At 45.4% G+C, this 19,399-nt stretch carries 20 protein-coding genes; 1 reads left to right on the top strand and 19 read right to left on the bottom strand.

Going from position 1 to position 19,399, the window contains the following annotated elements; genetic code table 11:
- Positions 1 to 124 precede the first annotated feature (124 nt).
- Entirely contained in the window at positions 125 to 697 is a 573-nt protein-coding gene (locus RH85_RS12500; protein WP_006712673.1) for a UPF0149 family protein, read from the top strand.
- Positions 698 to 866: 169 nt separating this feature from the next.
- On the opposite strand, the gene RH85_RS12495 is transcribed toward RH85_RS12500, so the two are convergent.
- The 19 genes from RH85_RS12495 to torE form a co-directional block, all read right to left on the bottom strand.
- Positions 867 to 1,898 carry a potassium channel family protein gene (locus RH85_RS12495; RefSeq protein ID WP_006712671.1) on the bottom strand — a complete coding sequence of 344 codons (1,032 nt, stop codon included), beginning with the start codon at positions 1,896 to 1,898 and terminating at the stop codon, positions 867 to 869.
- Positions 1,899 to 2,144: 246 nt separating this feature from the next.
- Positions 2,145 to 3,206, bottom strand: coding sequence for a quinolinate synthase NadA (nadA, locus tag RH85_RS12490; protein WP_006712669.1), 1,062 nt, complete (start codon positions 3,204 to 3,206; stop codon positions 2,145 to 2,147).
- Positions 3,207 to 3,336: 130 nt separating this feature from the next.
- The gene (ybgF, locus tag RH85_RS12485; RefSeq protein WP_006712668.1) at positions 3,337 to 4,107 is read right to left on the bottom strand and encodes a tol-pal system protein YbgF; all 771 of its coding nucleotides are present in this window, start codon (positions 4,105 to 4,107) and stop codon (positions 3,337 to 3,339) included.
- A gap of 15 nt (positions 4,108 to 4,122) precedes the next feature.
- Entirely contained in the window at positions 4,123 to 4,641 is a 519-nt protein-coding gene (gene pal, locus RH85_RS12480; protein WP_006712667.1) for a peptidoglycan-associated lipoprotein Pal, read from the bottom strand.
- A gap of 33 nt (positions 4,642 to 4,674) precedes the next feature.
- Positions 4,675 to 6,027: a Tol-Pal system beta propeller repeat protein TolB gene (gene tolB / locus RH85_RS12475; RefSeq protein ID WP_006712666.1), complete on the bottom strand. Its 1,353-nt coding sequence runs from the start codon at positions 6,025 to 6,027 to the stop codon at positions 4,675 to 4,677.
- A gap of 15 nt (positions 6,028 to 6,042) precedes the next feature.
- The gene (gene tolA, locus RH85_RS12470) at positions 6,043 to 7,128 is read right to left on the bottom strand and encodes a cell envelope integrity protein TolA (protein ID WP_006712665.1); all 1,086 of its coding nucleotides are present in this window, start codon (positions 7,126 to 7,128) and stop codon (positions 6,043 to 6,045) included.
- Between the two features lie 13 nt (positions 7,129 to 7,141).
- Complete coding sequence (locus RH85_RS12465; RefSeq protein WP_006712664.1) at positions 7,142 to 7,585, bottom strand: ExbD/TolR family protein; 444 nt, start codon at positions 7,583 to 7,585, stop codon at positions 7,142 to 7,144.
- A 3-nt stretch (positions 7,586 to 7,588) separates the two neighbouring features.
- Positions 7,589 to 8,272 carry a protein TolQ gene (gene tolQ / locus RH85_RS12460; protein ID WP_006712663.1) on the bottom strand — a complete coding sequence of 228 codons (684 nt, stop codon included), beginning with the start codon at positions 8,270 to 8,272 and terminating at the stop codon, positions 7,589 to 7,591.
- Complete coding sequence (gene ybgC / locus RH85_RS12455; RefSeq protein WP_086027077.1) at positions 8,262 to 8,669, bottom strand: tol-pal system-associated acyl-CoA thioesterase; 408 nt, start codon at positions 8,667 to 8,669, stop codon at positions 8,262 to 8,264. The genes tolQ and ybgC overlap by 11 nt, the downstream gene beginning before the upstream one ends.
- Positions 8,670 to 8,845: 176 nt before the next feature.
- Positions 8,846 to 9,148 (bottom strand): cyd operon protein YbgE, encoded by a 303-nt coding sequence (gene ybgE, locus RH85_RS12450; protein ID WP_006712661.1) that lies wholly within the window; start codon positions 9,146 to 9,148, stop codon positions 8,846 to 8,848.
- A complete protein-coding gene (cydX, locus tag RH85_RS22360) occupies positions 9,141 to 9,248 on the bottom strand; it encodes a cytochrome bd-I oxidase subunit CydX (protein WP_000270284.1) in 108 nt (35 codons plus the stop codon). The genes ybgE and cydX overlap by 8 nt, the downstream gene beginning before the upstream one ends.
- Positions 9,249 to 9,260: 12 nt before the next feature.
- Positions 9,261 to 10,397 (bottom strand): cytochrome d ubiquinol oxidase subunit II, encoded by a 1,137-nt coding sequence (gene cydB, locus RH85_RS12440; RefSeq protein WP_006712610.1) that lies wholly within the window; start codon positions 10,395 to 10,397, stop codon positions 9,261 to 9,263.
- Positions 10,398 to 10,408: 11 nt separating this feature from the next.
- The gene (cydA, locus tag RH85_RS12435; RefSeq protein ID WP_006712608.1) at positions 10,409 to 11,995 is read right to left on the bottom strand and encodes a cytochrome ubiquinol oxidase subunit I; all 1,587 of its coding nucleotides are present in this window, start codon (positions 11,993 to 11,995) and stop codon (positions 10,409 to 10,411) included.
- A 530-nt stretch (positions 11,996 to 12,525) separates the two neighbouring features.
- Positions 12,526 to 13,530 (bottom strand): Holliday junction branch migration DNA helicase RuvB, encoded by a 1,005-nt coding sequence (gene ruvB / locus RH85_RS12430; protein ID WP_006712606.1) that lies wholly within the window; start codon positions 13,528 to 13,530, stop codon positions 12,526 to 12,528.
- A gap of 12 nt (positions 13,531 to 13,542) precedes the next feature.
- Complete coding sequence (ruvA, locus tag RH85_RS12425; RefSeq protein WP_006712604.1) at positions 13,543 to 14,160, bottom strand: Holliday junction branch migration protein RuvA; 618 nt, start codon at positions 14,158 to 14,160, stop codon at positions 13,543 to 13,545.
- Between the two features lie 98 nt (positions 14,161 to 14,258).
- Positions 14,259 to 14,780, bottom strand: a complete 522-nt coding sequence (ruvC, locus tag RH85_RS12420; RefSeq protein WP_006712602.1) for a crossover junction endodeoxyribonuclease RuvC — start codon at positions 14,778 to 14,780, stop codon at positions 14,259 to 14,261.
- 371 nt (positions 14,781 to 15,151) lie between these two features.
- Entirely contained in the window at positions 15,152 to 17,614 is a 2,463-nt protein-coding gene (gene torA, locus RH85_RS12415) for a trimethylamine-N-oxide reductase TorA (RefSeq protein ID WP_006712600.1), read from the bottom strand.
- Positions 17,615 to 17,638: 24 nt separating this feature from the next.
- A complete protein-coding gene (gene torC, locus RH85_RS12410; RefSeq protein ID WP_006712599.1) occupies positions 17,639 to 18,823 on the bottom strand; it encodes a pentaheme c-type cytochrome TorC in 1,185 nt (394 codons plus the stop codon).
- Positions 18,824 to 18,874: 51 nt separating this feature from the next.
- On the bottom strand, positions 18,875 to 19,054 hold the full coding sequence (gene torE / locus RH85_RS12405) for a trimethylamine N-oxide reductase system protein TorE (RefSeq protein ID WP_039949006.1): 180 nt from the start codon (positions 19,052 to 19,054) through the stop codon (positions 18,875 to 18,877).
- Between the last annotated feature and the right edge of the window lie 345 nt (positions 19,055 to 19,399).

The raw sequence follows: 19,399 nt of genomic DNA, 5'->3' as shown, positions 1-19,399 counted from the left end.
AACTGAATTTTTGACGTTTATATAAAATTATAGTCAATACTGAGCAACAGCAACCTATTTTTGTCGTAAAGGTACTGTTACTATATCCGCATCAACATTTACAACCAAAGTAGTGGTATTCATTTTGACTCTACAAGACATTCTAGCCCTTCCTGAACTTCAAGAACGATTGATTAATCAGGCCAAAACTCAAGGTTTTGTTACGGCGATGGCCGCAGCACCACACACCCTTGATCCCCATGAATGGCTGCCATTCCTATGGGGTGGTGAAGACGTCGCTCCATTTAGCGATGGCGAACAACTAGAGAGTTACATTGAACACGTAATTGCCTTATGGAATGACTATCGTCCAGCATTGTTAAATAATCAATGGCAATGGCCAGAAGGCTGTGCATTAGACGAACAGGAAATTGTCACTGAAGCAACACGTGACTTCTGTGAAGGCTTCCTGCAAGGCTGGCAACTTTCTCGCGATGATTGGGAATCAATCATGCCAGAAAACAGCCAAGAAAATGCCCTACTTGGCGGTGTACTGCTTTCACTGAGCATGCTTTATGATCCTGAAACGTCACTGGCGACCATTGCAGAGCAAGGTATTGAAGGATTAGAGCAGTTTGAAGAAATTTTCAACGCAACGCCAACGATGCTGTCAGGCTTAACTATGCGTGGCATGCAATTAGTTGAAGCTGATAAGTAACGCCAGTTCTATCAATTCGATAAAAAGCTTCACTATTAAGAAGGCTTCCTTTGGGAAGCCTTTTTTGTGCTAAAACGTTTATTGTTTACTCTTCACTTTCGGCTATGCCAACAATCATTCAATTGGCCAGCCTCACCGATAACCGATAACCGATAACCGATAATACAAATTAAAGCTCAGACCAATCGATCTGCTCAATACGTTCATCGGCGATATAAAACAGTTTTGTCCCCGGGCGTATTTCTGCGTCAAGTTCAGGGTTTAATTCCATCCCATGCTGGCCTTCTAACGCGATCAATGTTGCTTTGTGCTGTTTCTTTAAAAACAAAAATACCGCTTCGACTGGTGTTGATGCCGCTTCAATTGGGTAATGCGTTGAGTATTGGGTCATGCCACGAGTTGATGCGAGTAACTCTTGATGGAGCGCACTCGAACCAGGATCAACCGCGGCTTTAGCGAGCATTTCAGCGCCAACCGCGGGAATACACTCTGCATTTGGGCAATGCTGGCTCAGTAACGAACTGAGCGCTTCATCTTTAAAGTAAGCGACCAAGTGGGCTCGCGGGTTAACGTTAGCGCAATAGAGCGACGCTGAGAGCGTAATATCATCTTCTAGGTTATCCACCACAATACAGCTTGCTTGCTCTATATTGGCATTCTTCATTTCTTGGCTATCGGTATAACTGCTGACTTTGATAAAACCGATCTCACCCGGTAATGGGTTCTCAATTTCAGAACGTGTACACAGAACAATGGGTCTGTTGCCCTCTTCTTCATGCTGCAGCATGCGGATTAAATGCAAAGTACGTTGACCATTCCAACCCAATAACAAGATATGATTATTTGTATTCACTTTTCGCTTCCCTAATACACCTGCACGCCAATATTCCACTAAGCTAGAGCCTACTCGGCCAAGAATTGAGGCAAACAATGCCAAACCACCGGGTATAACAAATAGCACGACGGCCCATTTGCCCGCATCTGTGGTTGGAGAATGATCGCCATAGCCCACTGTCGAAGCTGTCACCATCAAGTAATAGATAAAATTAGAAAAATTATCTGTCAGTTGATGTTCCCCTGCCGATGCCAATAACAGCCATGACAAAACCACATAGAGAGCCGAAAGGATGACAAGGTTTCGCGTACTCAAGTCAAATAAGCTAGATCGCAGCTTGCGCCTTAAATAGAGCCATATCGCCATAAAATATCCTTATTTAAAATCTCAGCGTCACTCAAGGAGTAAACGTTGCTGCTGTATTTATTGTACGCAGAATTAGGCGCTTTTTTCGAGTTTGCAGGCCATTGCACAAGTATAGTTGAGAAGCGTAAGGCAAAACGAGGCTAGCCTGAAACGATTTGGACAGTATCCACACAGGAGAAATCATCAAATATGGCGCATAAAAAAAGCCAGCACGTGGGCTGGCTTTCATTGGAATCGGTCAATCGCTTATGCGTTGCCTTTAACCTGTAGATTAAGCTGCTCAGCAAAATCCAACATGCGGTTCAAAGGGATCAGAGATTGTACGCGCAGCGCTTCATCAACAAAGATTTCATGTTGCTCACCACCTTCACTCAGCGCTTGTTCAATCGCTTGCAGGCCATTCATCGCCATCCAAGGGCAATGTGCACAACTGCGACATGTCGCGCCAGCACCAGCGGTTGGGGCTTCAATCAGTTCCTTCTCAGGTACCAATTGTTGCATCTTGAAGAAGATGCCTTTGTCGGTTGCGACGATCATTTTTTGCTGCGGTAGTTCTTTCGCCGCTTTGATCAATTGGCTGGTCGAACCCACTGCATCAGCTAATTCAACCACACTCGCAGGAGACTCTGGGTGAACAAGAATTGCCGCTTCAGGGTAAAGGCCTTTCATTTTGCGCAAAGCATCCGCAGAGAACTCATCGTGCACGATACACTCGCCTTGCCACAGCAGCATTTCTGCGCCGGTTTTATTAGCAATGTATGAGCCTAAGTGACGATCTGGCCCCCAAATGATTGGCTTATCTTCGCTGTCTAGATGCTCAACGATTTCAAGAGCAATACTGGAGGTAACTACCCAATCTGCGCGAGCTTTTACTGCCGCAGAGGTGTTCGCATAAACCACAACGGTATGATCAGGGTGCGCATCACAAAATTCAGAGAACTTGTCTGCTGGACAACCAAGATCTAATGAGCATTCTGCGTCAAGTGTTGGCATTAGAATGCGTTTTTCTGGCGTAAGGATTTTGGCAGATTCGCCCATAAAACGCACGCCGGCAATAATTAGGGTGCTGGCAGGATGGCGGTTACCAAACTTAGCCATTTCTAATGAGTCACCAACAAAACCGCCTGTTTCTTCAGCTAAGGCCTGAATTTCCGGGTCCGTATAGTAATGGGCAATCAGCACTGCATCTTTATCAATCAGCAGTTGCTTGATATTGGCTATGTGGGCTTGCTTTTGCTCTGCCGTCAATGGCGTTGGCTTAGGAGGAAAAGGGTAAACAGTATCGATCTTATCTAGAATGTGACTCATTGCTTTGCTCTACGCAACTTCCGTTAATCCGAGCATTGTAACTCCGATCGACCTCAAGAATCAAAGCTGTTTGCGGTTAAAAGCAGGATAAAAAAAAGGCGCATCAGCGCCTATTTTTGTCAATTAGCTTTTAGTTGAGCTTTTGCTGCGCAACTTTGGCTGAAGCACTATCTGGGTATTCACTCACCACTTGCTGATAGTATTTCTTCGCTTGCTCGACGTTATTGTTACGTTCGGCAATATCACCTAACTTCACCAATGCGTCTGCTCGCTTATTTGAGTCTTTATAAGCAATCACAGCGGCAAAGCTCTTAACCGCTTCTTTATCTTGTTTCTTAGCAAAATAAAGCTGGCCTAGCCAATAATGCGAATTCGGTGTGAAGGTCGAATCTGGGAAATCTTTCTGGAACTGAACGAAAGCGCTTATTGCACCAGAGTAATCACGTTGTTTAAGAATTAAATCAACCGCGTTTTGGTAAGCTGTTTGCTCATCCGCATTGCTACTATAAGTACCCGTCGACGCGGTTGGTTCTGTTGCATCAACCACCGGAAGGACAGGCGCAGCTTTGGCTTCTTGACGAACTTTATCCAGTTCAACAAACAACTCTTTTTGACGTTGCAACATTTGCTGCATGTCATAATTATTCTTTTCAATTTGGCCACGAAGTTCACTCACTTCGAGAGCCATCGTATCCAACTGTTGCTGCATTTGCAGTTGCACTCGGTTACGATTTTCCAGAAGACGTTCTAAACGCTGAATGTCAGATTCATTGCCAGAAAACGTTCTAGAGCTACTGGTATTGCCGCCAATATCTGCTACTGGGGCTGGTGCAGCGAACGCGAAGTTCGCTGCACTGGCCAGTAACGTAAGCGAAAAGACATGCTTTAAGTTACTGAACATGAGGTTATCCCCGAATTAGTACACTAGAACTGCGCGGCGGTTCTTAGCGTAAGCTTCGTCAGATTGACCTAGTACTAGTGGCTTCTCTTCGCCGTAGCTAACGATAGCGATTTGGTCAGCGTTAACACCTAGTGCTTGAAGGTACATAGATACCGCTTGTGCACGACGCTCGCCTAGTGCGATGTTGTACTCTGGCGTACCGCGCTCATCAGCGTGGCCTTCAACCGTCACTTTAAGTGCTGGGTTAGAGCTTAGGTACGCAGCATGTAGCGCTAGAACTTTCTCGTAGTCGCTTGCGATTGTTGCGTTATCGAATGCAAAGTAGATAGTTGAAGCTTGCATTACTTGCTCTTTCAGCTCTTGCTCAGATAGTTGACCATTCTGATCGATTGGCGTTGCTACTACTGTGCTAGAAGAACCGTTGTTCGTTTCTGAGCCAGACGCGTTTGCAGCATCATCACTCGAGCTACATGCCGTAACCGCTAGTACTGGTAGTGCAATGAGTAACCCTTTAAGAACTTTGTTAAGTTGCATTGTTATGTTTTCCTTACTTTTAATACTTAGTTGCTACAAAAACGGTGACCACGCAGGCGCACGGACGCGTCCATTTGTTGCTGGTAATCGAGCTTTAAAACGACCATCGATAGAAACCATCGATAATACGTTGGTTTTATTGTAAATCGAGCTGTAGATGACCATTCCACCATTCGGGGCAATACTCGGCGACTCGTCTAACAATGTTTTGGTCAAAACCTGAACCGCGCCAGTCTCTAGATCTTGCTTAGCAAGATTAAATCCAGAGTTGCTTCGATTCACCATTACTAGAAAGCGTCCATCGGGAGTAATTTGACCACCCAAGTTTTGACTGCCCTGCCATGTTATGCGGCTAGTATCACCGCCAGCCAAATTTACTCGATAAATCTGAGGTTTACCACCCCGATCGGAAGTGAATATCAAGGATTTTCCATCGGGGTGCCAAAATGGTTCTGTATTATTTGATCTACCACGCGTTATTTGTGTGAGCTTGCGCGTTTGAATATCCATGGTGTAAACCTGCAAACTGCCGGTTTTTGACAATACCAAAGCCAAGGTTTTGCCATCTGGCGAAAATTTTGGTGCACCATTATGACGAGGGTATGACGTAAGCTTTTCGCGCTCCCCGGTATAGATATTCATTAGATAGATTTCAGCTTGGCCGTTCTGGAAACTCACATAAGCAAGCTTTTTACCATCCGGAGACCAAGACGGTGACATTAATGGCTGCTTTGAGCGCAATACCAAACGTTCGTTGTAACCATCGTAATCTGCGACGCGTAATTGATACGGGTATGATTCTTTATCACTAACGACAACATATGCGATGCGTGTCAAAAATGCACCGCGCTCACCCGTTAATTGCTCGTAAACCAAATCAGAAATTCGGTGTGCGTATTCGCGCAAACGGCTCTCAGGTACCGTGGCACGTTTATTAAACAAAACGTGATCTTTTGACAGTACCAACTCGCCATCTTCACCTAATGCTTTGCTTTGGCCTTGCGTTAATTGGCCACGCACCACGTCCACTAATTGGTAACTAATGACGTAGTCACCTTTAGCATCCTGGGTGATTGAACCCGTCAGCAGCGAATCAACGCCTAGACGTGTCCATGCGTCAAAATTAACTTCGCTTTCGTTATAAGGCGTTTGTGGCATTTTACTGGTTGCCACTGGGCTAAATTTACCACTGCGTTGTAAATCAGAGGCAATCACCGCTGATACATCTTGTGGTAGTGGCTTGGTGCCTTCCCATTTAAACGGCACGATAGCAATCGGACGAGCCGAGTCTATACCGTCAGTAATAACCAATTCTAGCGCCGCGTTGGCTACTTGAACGGTACTAGAAATAATTAGTGCTAGTCCTAATATAAGTCGCTTTAACACAAGCTAATCCTTTAATTACAGTTCAACAGTTAAATTGATGTTTTTCAGTTTATTCACAACATCGGCTTCTTTAGGCAATGGGAAGCTAGGAACTTGAGCTACCGCACGTTTTGTTGCCGAGCAAACTCGGCTATCGCCATCAAGTATGCTGAAGTTTCCTACTATCGCACCCGCACCAGTCGGAATGAGACGCAAGTTAACTCGACAAGACTTTCCCTGAAAGTAATCCTCCACTAACAGGTTCTGTTTGATCAGTTGAGTGTAAATCGCACCGTATCGTGCCACTTCACTCTCAACGTGCTGCCCTCGCGCAGCGCTGTTTTGCTCAGCTTCTGATTCTAAGCCAGCAAAAATGTCGTTCATCGCCGCTTCTTGCTCTTTGCGTTCGCGCTCCAAACGCTCTAAGCGTTGTTTTTCTTGGCGCGCTTTTTCGGCGGCCTCTTTGGCAGCCTTCTCTTTCGCTATGCGCTCTTTTTCTGCTTTAGCGGCGGCTTCTTGCGCTGCTTTGGCCGCTTTTTCTTTTTCAATCCGCTGCTGTTCAGCTTTTGCTGCTGCCGCTTCTTTCTCAATACGTTGCTGCTCTGCTTTTGCTACCGCAGCTTCTTTTTCAAGGCGCTGCTTTTCCGCTACTCGTATTGCTTCTTCTTTCTTTTTACGCTCTTGTTCAAGCTTCACTGCTCGTTCTTTTTCTTTACGAACTCGCTCTTCTTCAACTTTACGCTCTTGTTCTTTTTGCTTACGTAACTTTTCAGCATCACGCGCCGCTTTCGCTTCTTTAACTTGTTGCTCTTTCAGCTTACGGATGCGTTCTTCTTCTGCTTTACGATTTTTCTCAAGTTGTTCGCTTTCACGACGTAACTTGTCTAAGCGATCTTGCTCTTTACGCGATGCTTCTTCTCGCTGCTCACGAATTTGTTGCGCCTGTTGGCGCACCAGAGCGGGGTCAATCACCACCGCCTCCACCATTCGCCCCATAGGCTCAGGTTTTGACATGGTAAAATCCGCGCCCCAAAGCAACGCAGCAATTAAGACTGCGTGTAAGGCAAACGAAATAAGCATCGGTTTGCCAAGTTTGTTTTTATTGGGCTTCTTGTCTTTCATGGAGTGATTGAACTTATTCCTTGATGTCCGTTAGCAGACCCACTTTTGGGATACCTGCTCGGCCCAACTCATCTAAAACCAATACAATCTCTGCATAAGGTGTTGCTGCATCCCCGCCCACCGCAACCGGCGAATTAGGTTTGAGACTGAGTTCCGCTTTCACGCGAACGATCAAATCTTGTAATGCGATTCCACGCATCACTTCTTCATCATTGACGCTCAAACCTAGGTTTCCATCACGATCAACTTCAACGATGATGAAGCTGGTGTTTGGATCTTCAGCCATGTCTTGCATCGATTCAGCCGCTGTCGTTTTTGGTAGCTCGACTTCAACACCTTGTGTCACGAATGGTGAGGTCACCATGAAAATGATCAACAACACCAACATGACGTCGATATACGGCACCACGTTGATTTCGCATGTCATTTTACGCTTTTTAGGTTGATAACCCGCCATGCGTTACTCCCTGCCAGCCATCGCTTGACGGTGCAAAATGCTGTGGAACTCTTCTGAGAACGTCGCGTAGTTATGTTCAAGCTTTGATACTTTATTGCTCAAGCGGTTATACGCCATTACTGCAGGAATAGCCGCAAATAGGCCCATTGCCGTCGCAACCAATGCTTCTGCAATACCTGGCGCCACCATCGCTAGCGTCGCTTGTTTTACTTCACCTAACGCAATAAACGCGTGCATGATGCCCCATACGGTACCAAACAGGCCTATGTAAGGACTGATAGAGCCAACCGTTGCCAAGAAAGGCAAGTTGGTTTCCAACTCATCCACTTCACGAGCCACCGCGACGCGCATCGCACGGCCGGTTCCTTCCATGATGTAATCTGGAGAATTCGCGTTGGATTTACGTAAGCGTGCAAACTCGGTAAAGCCTGCATAGAAGATTTCTTCAGTACCAGTAAGCTCGTCTTTTCTTTTATTTACCGCTTGATAAATAATAGAGAGATCGGTACCAGACCAAAACTTATCTTCAAATGATTCTGTCTCTTTGGTTGCTTGAGAAAGCACTTTACTGCGCTTAATGATCATCGCCCATGAGGCGATCGACATACCAAGAAGGATCAGCATCACCATCTTTACTAGCAAGCTTGCTTGCAAAAATAGGTCAAGAATTGAAATATCAGCGGTCACTTCGTGAAAACTCCATATAAATTGCTTGAGGAATCGCAGTCGGTCTCATCCTCTGATTATCGATACATGCTACCTTAACCATTGCTCTGCACAATGTTTTACCATCAGGATTGACGATCTCCTGACAGAAGGTCAAAGAGGCTTTCTTGAGTTCAGAAATCGTCGTGGTGACCATTAGCTGCTCATCAAGGCGCGCCCCTTGTAAAAAATCTATGTCCATGTGTCGGACTACAAAACCAATATTTTGTTCCAACAAAGCGTGCTGTGATACACCAACACTGCGAAGCAGCTCTGTTCTTGCTCTTTCAAAATACTTCAAATAATTTGAGTGGTAGACCACGCCACCGGCATCGGTGTCTTCATAATAAACGGTCACTGGCCATTCAAATGCTTTCAAAAATGCATCCACGTTTGTGCTCTAATTCCAATTATTTGGTTATTACTATACCCCATCTAGATTGGATATGGGCAGTGGCTAATGATCGATTTCAGATGTTAGGCAAAAAAATAGCGCCAACTTATCAAAAGTGGCGCTATTTAAATGATTTTCTGATGGTTTTTCAGGCTAATTTATTACGAAACGTAAAGAACCGTTAGATAAATAAGAATCGACAAACTGAAGTATGGGCTAAAGAGTAACTGCCAATACCAGTTATGCGGTTTGAACGACAAACCAAATACCATACTTGAGCAAATTGCCCAAATCATCAGTGGCGAAATGACGGTATTGAAACCGCCAATCGCTTCTGAATAGGCATGTGGGTCCCACATCACCATAGCAACGTGGAAAAAGCCTAAAACCAGAGATAAGCCCCTAAACAGGGCCTTATCCAAAGGGGCATGTATTTTTGCCGCCTTTTCAGCGAGATCACTCACTGTCTTTATCCATCATTTCCGAATGCTCTAACCAAAGAGCGTTGATGATACCGAATGCGCAAGCAAGCAGTACACCTAGAATCCATGCGAAATACCACATTGTGATTGCTCCTTAGTAAAGTGAGTTTTTGTTTTCTTCAATGAACTTGCTATCCAAGCGGCCGAACATTTTGTAGTACGTCCACGTGGTGTAGCCAAGGATGATTGGCACCATAACAAAGGCAACCGCTGTCATCAGGTTCAATGTCAGTTCAGATGATGTTGCATCCCACATGGTCAAGCTGTGGCTTGGCACGCGGCTTGATGGCATCACGAACGGGAACATTGATAGGCCAGCAGTGAAGATAATGCCTGCATTACCTAGGCTTGAGAACAAGAATGAAAAACCACATTTTTCAAAGCGAGACGCAAGCACTGCTAGCAGCGGCATTACGACACCTAAGATAGGTGCAGCCCACATTGCTGGGTAAGTCTCGAAGTTATTCAGCCAAGCACCTGCTTCACGTACCACTTCTTTTGTTAGTGGGTTAGAAGCTGCGCCAGTATCAATCACAGATTTGATAACGTAGCCTTCCATATCTTGGATAAAGAAGCCTGCTGTTACAAATGTCGCTACCGTTAGAAGGCCCATAATTTGTGCCACGTTACGTGCACGCGTATGAACTGCATCAGTCGTTTTCATTTGTAGCCATGCTGCACCTTGCATCAAGATCATGAACAAGCTCACTAGACCACACAAGATAGCAAAGCCGTTCAATAGATCGAAGAAGTTGCCATGATACGTCGGCATCATGAAATCGCTCAGTTCAAACGGTACGCCTTGCAGTAAGTTACCAAACGCAACACCGAAGATGATTGGTGGAACGAAACCACTGATTGAGATACAGATATCCCAAGTGTTACGCCATTTTTTATCTTCAATTTTCGAACGGTAGTCTAGGCCGATAGGACGTAGCCATAGCGCCGCAAGCGTTAGGATCATTGCCAGATAAAAACCTGAGAATGACGTTGCGTACACTAGCGGCCATGCCGCAAACAACGCACCACCCGCGGTGATAAGCCAAACTTGGTTACCATCCCAGTGCGGTGCGATCGAGTTGATCATCACTCGGCGTTCAGAATCATTTTTACCGATAATAGGTACAAGCGCGCCCACACCCATATCGAAACCGTCGGTAATTGCGAAACCAACAAGCAGCACACCGATCAGTACCCACCAGATGAATCGCAAGATTTCGTAATCAAACATATTCTTTCTCCTTACGCTTCTACTTGGCGACTAACTTTGTCTTCAACAGAGTCAGCGTTTTGTTCGAAGTGGTAGCGGCCTGTTTTCAGACTGCTTGGTCCTTTACGTGCAAACTTAACCATTAGGTAAACTTCAGCAATCAAGAACACCGTGTAAAGCGCTAGAATTGCAAATAGAGAAGTCCAGATTTCAGCTGCCGTTAGTGCGGATGCCGCAACGTGAACCGGTAGGATCTCACCTACAGCCCATGGTTGACGACCGTACTCTGCAACAAACCAACCGGCTTCAATCGCAATCCATGGTAGTGGAATACTAAATAGTGCCGCTTTAAGAACCCACGTTTTTTGCTCAATCTTTTGACGGCAAGTTTGTAGGAATGCAGCGCCGAAGACGAATAGCATAATAAAGCCACACGCAACCATGATACGGAATGACCAGAATAGTGGCCATACAGTTGGGATTGAATCATCCGCAGCCGCTTGGATTTGAGCTTCGCTCGCATCCGTTACAGTATCAGTGTAACGCTTCAGAAGTAAGCCGTAACCAAGGTCACCCTTCACTTCATCAAACGCTGCCATGTTCGCTTCTGATTTTTCGCCAGCACGTAGCTTCTCTAGAAGTTCATAGGCGTACATACCGTTACGAATACGATCAACGTGTTCGTCACGTAGGTCACGTAAACCAGTAACTTGCTCATCCAAAGAACGCGTCGCGATGATACCCATCACAAACGGAATTTTTAGCGCGTAATCGGTTTCCATCGTCTCTTGGTTTGGAATACCAAACACAGTAAACGCAGCAGGTGCAGGTTCAGTGTGCCATTCCGCTTCAACCGCGGCGAGTTTCACTTTCTGAACTTCACCTAACTCGTAACCAGATTCATCACCTAGCACGATAGTAGATAGAATCGCTGCCATACCGAACGATGCTGCGATAGCAAATGAACGACGAGCAAAAGCCACATCACGACCTTTAATTAGGTAGTAAGAGCTGATACCAAGAACGAACATCGCACCACAGGTGTAGCCTGATGCTACCGTGTGTACGAATTTAACTTGCGCTACTGGGTTTAGTACAACGTCAGCAAAGCTCACCATTTCCATACGCATGGTTTCAAAGTTGAATTCTGCGCCGACTGGGTTTTGCATCCAGCCATTAGCAATAAGAATCCAAAGTGCTGAGAAGTTAGAGCCTAGAGCAACCAACCACGTCACCACTAAGTGCTGGCGTTTTGTCAGTCGATCCCAACCAAAGAAGAATAAACCTACAAAAGTGGATTCTAAGAAGAAAGCGACAAGAGCTTCAATGGCCAGTGGTGCTCCGAAGATGTCACCAACATAGTGGGAATAGTATGACCAGTTCGTACCAAACTGGAATTCCATGGTTAGGCCTGTAGCCACACCAAGGGCGAAGTTAATACCAAAAAGCTTACCCCAGAACTTAGTCATGTCCTTATAGATTTGCTTATCGGTCATTACGTACAGTGATTCCATGATGGCAAGCAGAAATGCCATACCTAGGGTCAGTGGTACGAATAGGAAGTGATACATCGCAGTTAAAGCAAACTGCAACCGCGATAGATCAACTATGTCAATCATGGTAACTCCTATGTGTCGGCTGAAAGACACGCTCTACATTAATTGCTTTGGCACCCCGATCGTTGAACAAACTCGAGATTTGTTTATAAAAACGTCTTGTTGTTATAAAAATGTGCCGCAATGGTTAGTTAATTGTTAAGCATCAGCTAATATAGCTATCGCTAATATTACTTTGAAATTCCCAATGTTTCAAAAGGTTTATGGCAAAGGTTCGCTTTGATCTGCGTCAAGTTTAATTTTGCATTTTTGGGCAAAAATGCATCAATTTGATCCAAATCAAAAGCTTAGCAAGTTTATCAACAGAGGATAGCGAAAATGAGAAGTTAATCAGAACATAATCAACATCAATAGTTAACAAGCCATCATTATCAGCTACTTAGAGCGTGTTAGGTAAGATTTATTAAATGTGACTCATGGCACAAAGCGCCATTTTTGAAGAGAAAATCAAAACAAACTCACTCAAGTATTCACAATTTATTGTAATTTTTTACGAACACTTGAGTGTATGCGATCAAATCGGTAATCAAAGTTTACTTGTCGATACCGAAATGGAGATAGGCGCGATCGGTTGCAATTCGTCCACGTGGGGTTCGTTGCAAATAACCTTGCTGTATAAGGTAGGGTTCTAGTACATCTTCAATGGTGTCTTTTTCTTCACCAATCGCTGCGGCCATGTTGTCCAATCCAACCGGACCACCACCAAACTTTTCCATAATTGCCAGTAATAGCTTGCGGTCCATATAGTCAAAGCCTTGCGCGTCTACATCGAGCATATTCAGCGCTTTATCCGCGATGTCAGGGCTAATATGACCATCCCCTTTTACTTCCGCGTAATCTCGAACACGGCGTAACAGACGGTTTGCAATACGCGGGGTACCACGAGCACGGCGCGCAACTTCAAGTGCGCCTTCCGATTCCATCGACAAACCTAAGCAATCGGCACTACGCTGAACGATATGCTGCAGATCTGGCACTTGGTAATACTCTAGTCGCTGGGTAATACCAAAGCGGTCGCGCAGTGGTGAGGTCAATGACCCCGCGCGCGTAGTGGCACCTATTAAGGTAAAAGGAGGTAGGTCAATTTTGATCGAACGTGCTGCAGGGCCTTCACCAATCATAATGTCTAACTGGTAATCTTCCATGGCAGGATACAGTACCTCTTCCACCATCGGGCTGAGGCGATGTATTTCATCGATGAACAGTACGTCATTTTCTTCAAGATTGGTCAGCAATGCCGCCAAGTCACCCGCTTTTTCTAACACCGGGCCGGAAGTAGTACGAATATTAACGCCCATCTCATTGGCGACAATGTTAGCCAAGGTGGTTTTACCCAAACCCGGAGGACCAAAAATCAGTAGATGATCCAGTGGTTCACTACGAAGCCGAGCCGCTTGAATGAAGATCTCCATTTGGTCACGAACATGATCCTGACCACGATAGTCATCCAGTTTTTTCGGACGTATCGCACGGTCTATGACATCTTCATCATGAAAAACCGGGCTATCAGGTGCAATTAAACGATCAGCTTCAATCATGAATAATCCCCGTTACACCATCGATTTAAGAGCGTCTTTAATCAGCTCTTCACACGTCATTCCCGGTTTCTTCACTTGAGAAACGACTTTAGATGCTTGTACTGGTTTATAGCCAAGCGCCAGCAGTGCACTCACCGCTTCTTCTTCCGCGTTGCTTTGAGACGAACCGGTACTGTTATCCAATGGTGCTGCGTCGGTAAATGGGGTAAACAAATCGCCGGCACTCCAGCCTTTAAGACGATCTTTCATTTCAACCACTAGGCGCTCTGCCGTCTTTTTACCTACACCCGGTAGTTTCACTAACGTTGAGATATCTTCACGTTCAACGCTGGCAACAAATTGCGTCGCAGTCATACCAGAAAGAATCCCCAAACCTAATTTTGGCCCCACACCATTCGCTTTGATGACTTCACGGAACAAGGCACGCTCTTTTACGGTATTAAAACCATAAAGCAGTTGGGCGTCTTCTCGGACAACAAAGTGAGTATAGATGATCGCTTCTTCACCGATATTGGGTAGCTCGTAAAAGCAGCTCATTGGCATTTGTACTTCATAGCCAATGCCATTGACTTCAATCAGGAGTTCAGGAGGTTGCTTTTCTAGCAAAATGCCGCGGAGACGTCCAATCACGGTAGGTACCTAGTGTAATAGAATTTGCTTCGATGATAATAAATAACTGGATGGATAGCCAGTAAAAACTGGCTATTGAAATCGCTGTGGCGACAAGCTTAACGGTAACGACCGCGTCTTGCGCTGGTTGCCCTACCCGCCAAAGCGACCAGGGTTTTATTGGTGTTGGCATGACAAATTGCGACGCCAAGTGCATCCGCCGCATCCGCTTGTGGACACGCGGGTAACTTAAGCATCTGTTTAACCATATGCTGCACTTGCTGCTTATCCGCTCCACCGGTTCCTGTCACGGCTTGTTTGATAAGTCTTGCCGCATATTCATACACTGGTAAGTCCGCGTTTACCGCGGCGACAATCGCACTGCCGCGTGCTTGACCAAGCTTAAGCGCAGAATCGGCGTTCTTCGCCATAAACACTTGCTCAATTGCGAACACATCAGGTTGAAACTGAGTAATGATTTCCGTTACACCCGCATAAATCTGCTTTAGTCGGCCTGGAAGCTCTTTCTCTGAGGTGCGAATGCACCCACTACCAAGATATTGGAGATGGCGGCCTTGTTGGCGAATAACACCATAACCCGTGATGCGAGAGCCTGGGTCAATTCCCAAGATAATAGACATACGAAAACCTAATTAATGCCTTACTTTTCGGCTAGTGTATAGCAGCGCCCGATGATTGGCGAGTTTAACCCACTGTCAGTATTACGCGTGCCGATAAACCCAATCCGAGGTTACGCCCAAGGCTTGCACGACTCTTAATTGAACTGCAATCCAACCAATGCCGTTTCACCGCTTTGCTTAACGCACCTCAGTAGCGCTTCCAACCCATCGCCAAGAATTGACATTGTCATCGGCCAATACGCTGGCCCAAATAAGACTAAGCGCAAGATGGAAGGGGGTTATATTTTTTGATTATTCCAGATGAACACCGATGAAAAAAAACCAGCCCGAAGGCTGGTTTTTGTGTTTCGTTATCGCGAGTAAACTAATAATTAGTTAACTTCGATTGGACCACCGAATGAAGTCACTGGTGGCACTTTGCCTTTGAACTTCTCAAAATCAACGATACAAGTGTTTGCAGACGTTGCTTGAGCTAGCTCAGAAGAACCGATGTCCAGCGTTAGTGTGTTTGGATCGCCGTAAGTACAGATTGCGCCCACTTTTTCAGATAGTGGACCGTACCATGCACCTTCTTCGATACGAATAACACCACGTGGGTAGCTGTCAGTTAATACAGCACCAGCCATTAGCTGACCACGGTCGTTAAATACGCGTACCAAATCACCATCTTTGATGCCTTTTGCTTTAGCATCTAGTGGGTTGATGTAAACCGGCTCACGACCTTGAACGGTGTAAGTTGCACGGAATTCATCAGACTCACACATTTGTGAGTGCAAACGCTTGTCTGGGTGGCAAGATTGCAACCAGTACGGGTGTTTGTCAGAACCTGGACCACCGTGTGAACGCTCTGTCTTTTCAAACCACATTGGGTGTTCTTGACAGTGTTCGTAACCGTAACGGCCGATCTTACGAGAAGTGATCTCGATGAAGCCTGATGGTGTACCTAGTGGGTTGATCTCTGGGTCTTGACGGAAATCAGCGTGGCGAACCCAAGGTTTACCTTCACCGAAATCTAGAACACTCTGTTCCCAGAACTCAGCAAATTCTGGCATTTCAAACTTACCAGTGTTCGCTGCTTTACAATCGTTGTATAGGCTTTGAATCCATTCCATCTCACTCATACCACGAGTGTATTCGTCACGACGGCCAAAGCGCTGAGTTAGTTCACTCATGATTTGGAAGTCAGTCTTAGATTGGAACAATGGGTCCACTAGACGATGCATCGCAACCAAACCTTTGTTTGAGTACGAACCGTATACGTCGATGTCGTTACGTTCCCACTGAGTACATGCTGGAAGCACGATATCAGAGAAGCGACAAGTTGCCGTCCACGCAAATTCAATCGTTACTACCGTTTGAAGCTTCATAAACGCTTTCTTCATACGGTTGCGGTCTTGGTGGTGGTGCCATGGGTTACAACCCGAGATCACCATCATCTTGAAGTCTGGAAGCTTCACTTTACCGCCGTTGTAACGGATCTCTTTACCCGGTTCAAGTAGACAGTCAATCCAACGAGCAACAGGGATTGTACGGCTGTAGCCGTTGAAATCGTTGTTGTCCCATTTTGGCTTAGAACCAGTATCAAGGTTACGAGGGAAACCACCAGGGCCAGCAAAGCCAGTTGATGGAACACCGATACTTGAGTAGTGGTGACCGTAAGAGATACCGCCGCCAGGTAGACCAATTTGACCAACCATCGCTGCAACTACTGCTGCTGCCCAGTATGGCTGCTCACCGTGCTCTTGACGTTGGATACACCAACCCATCAGGATCTGTGTACGACCATTAACAAGCATGCGAGCAAATTCGCGGATCTTGTCAGCTTTAACGCCACAGATCTCTTCTGCCCACTCAGGAGTCTTAACAACTTTATCTTTGGTTTCGCCTTGTACGTAACCAATGAAGTCTTCAAAACCTAGACAGTAAGTCTTAATGAACTCTTTGTCGTACAGGTCTTCATTGTAAAGAACATGCGCGACAGCCATCATGAACGCCACGTCTGTCATCGGGTTGATGTACAGGTGATCGTTATTCAGGTAACGCTGAGTTTTGTTCTTAACTGGGTCAACTGAAAGTACATTGATTTCGCCTTTCGCTACTTTCTCTTGCAGTTGAGCTAGGTACTTAAATGACTCATGCGTTTCACAGTTCCAACCTACTTGTAGGTTTTTAACTGGGTCGTTTGCCCAAAGTACGATGTTGTCTGAGTTTTCTAGGATTTCAGACCAAGAAGTACCTTGTGCGTAAACTTCAGTAGAACCAAGTACGTAAGGCATGATGGTTTGACCAGCACCCGTCGAGTAGTCACCTACTTTTGTGATGAAGTTACCATGCATACCAACGGCACGTTGCATGTGTGCAGTACAGTTGTTGAATGAACCTGTTTGGTTCCAGCCTGTTTGACCTGCGTGCAGAGCCCAAGGACCGTAATCTTTTTGAACGCGCTCTAGTTCACGGTAGAACAAGTCTAGTGCTTCATCCCAAGTAACACGGATAAAACGGTTGTTACCGCGAGTTTCTGCGCTGTATTTGTGCTTCTTCAACCAATCTAGACGTACCATTGGGTAACGTACACGTGATGGGCTGTAGATAATGCCTTTAATACCGTTCAACATCTCGGTTGGGTTTTTATCTAGCTCAATTGGTTGAATCTCTTGAACTTTACCCGCGTAGATGTGGGCGCGGAATGCGCCCCAGTGAGAACCGGTTACTTTCCAAGTACCCGTGCTCTCAGCAGCACTAGCTGAAGCTGACGCTAACAGACTAGGACCGATTACTGACGCAGCACTGGTAGTTGCTACGCCCTTAAGAAAACTTCTTCGTGTAATTGCCATTAAAATTACTCCATCCGACGCGTATTAGTGGTGACCTTCAGCAAAATCTGAAGAGTGCATCTGTAGGTACTTCAAGATCAGTGCTTCACTATCTGTATCTAGGTTAACGAACGCAAGCATACCGTCGAACATACCTGGCCAAGTGTTCGCATCGAAGTGCGCTTCAGCTGGTTGGGTATGACATACTGAACAGTTTGTTTTGTATGCTTCTGCCGATTTTTCCCATACAGGCGTGATGTCGTTTAGCATAGATTCTTTCTTGATCCATACCGTCGCAGCCACTTTCTCCCATGGAAGACCCGTTAGCTCATCCACTTTTTTCTCACCGGTGGTAACCACTTTGCTGTCCGTTGATGCTTCTTTTAGAAGTGATGCAACAGCAATGTTTTTACCAAAATCAGCTTGGATTACACGACCAAAGCCTTTCGCTTTGCGCCAGCCATCGATTTCGATTTCAGCGTAGTCGCCTTTGTCCGCGATAACTTTAACAACCGATGCAGGATTTAGAAGACCCGCTTCTTTCTCGCCTTTGTCATCGAAGTAAATTGGTAGGTGACGAACGCTCACCAATTCTTGGCCTACATCGTAGTTCGTGTTCGAAGCTAATGCTTCTAGATCACCTACGATACCGCCGATGCTATCCATACCAGCTGGTAGGTTGTGCGCGATGCCTTTGTGGCAATCAACACAGCTTTGATCTTTTTCTGCCGCTTGCTTCATTTGAATACGAGCAGTTGGAGACATTTGCTCGAAATCCATCGATTCGTAGTTGTGACAATCTTTACATTCTTGAGATTTGTTCGCCGAGAAACGATCCCATTCATGTTTAGCAAGCTCTATTCGACGCTCTTCAAACACACCTGGTTCATCATAGTTGCCGAATACTTGAGCAAATACTTCTTTTGAAGCTTGCATCTTACGTGCAATCTTGTCTGTCCAGTTGTGAGGAACGTGACAGTCAGGACATGTAGCACGAACACCAGAGTGGTTTTTCCAGTGAACAGTCTCTTGCAGTTCTACGTACACGTTGTCACGCATGGTGTGACAACTGATACAGAACTTTTCTGTATTGGTCACTTCTAGCGCAGTGTTGAAACCACCCCAGAAAATAACACCAGCAATAAAGCCGCCCATCGTCAGCACACCTAGGCTGATATGAACCGCAGGACGCGACATTGTGCGCCACAATTTGATAATCATATTTTTCATGATTCGCTCTCTTAAAATTCTTATATAGAAGTGTCGTTGTGAGCTCGAGGCTTAACCACCGTGAACGCCAGGAGGTCCAAAGAAGAACACTTGCAGCGCCCAAACAATAAATCCGTAACCGCCTACGAATGCGACACTAAGAATTGGAAAGAGAATCACTGTGATGAAGAGGAACGATTTCCACTCCAGCGAAAGCTTCTCGCCTTTTTCAATTTTGTTAACATCACTCATACATTTGCCTATTGTGTATCTAGTGTTTTTGGTTAGCCCAGAAAATCGGACTATTTGTTTTACTGTTTCTAAGGAAAATTTTAGACCATATTCTTTGTAGGGTTCAATCAATTACTCCTTTATAAACCGCGTTATCGAATACTTTTTTGAGCTGACACAGAGATGTGTCCAATTAAGGTTTGATGTAAAAATATACATTAAGTTATGACAATTCATTAATGGAATAAAAGGCCAAAATTTATAACAATTTTCGCCACGAAACGGAGCTCTTCCCTCTCTATTTCAGCCAAAAACCAACTATTATCAGCCCCAATTGTTACATTAAAGTTAACCATTAGATAATTA

Origin of the sequence: Vibrio ichthyoenteri ATCC 700023 (assembly GCF_000222605.1) — a bacterium.
GTDB lineage: Bacteria > Pseudomonadota > Gammaproteobacteria > Enterobacterales > Vibrionaceae > Vibrio > Vibrio ichthyoenteri.
Note: the sequence above shows the minus strand (reverse complement) of the source record. Positions and strands in the feature narration are given on the sequence as shown.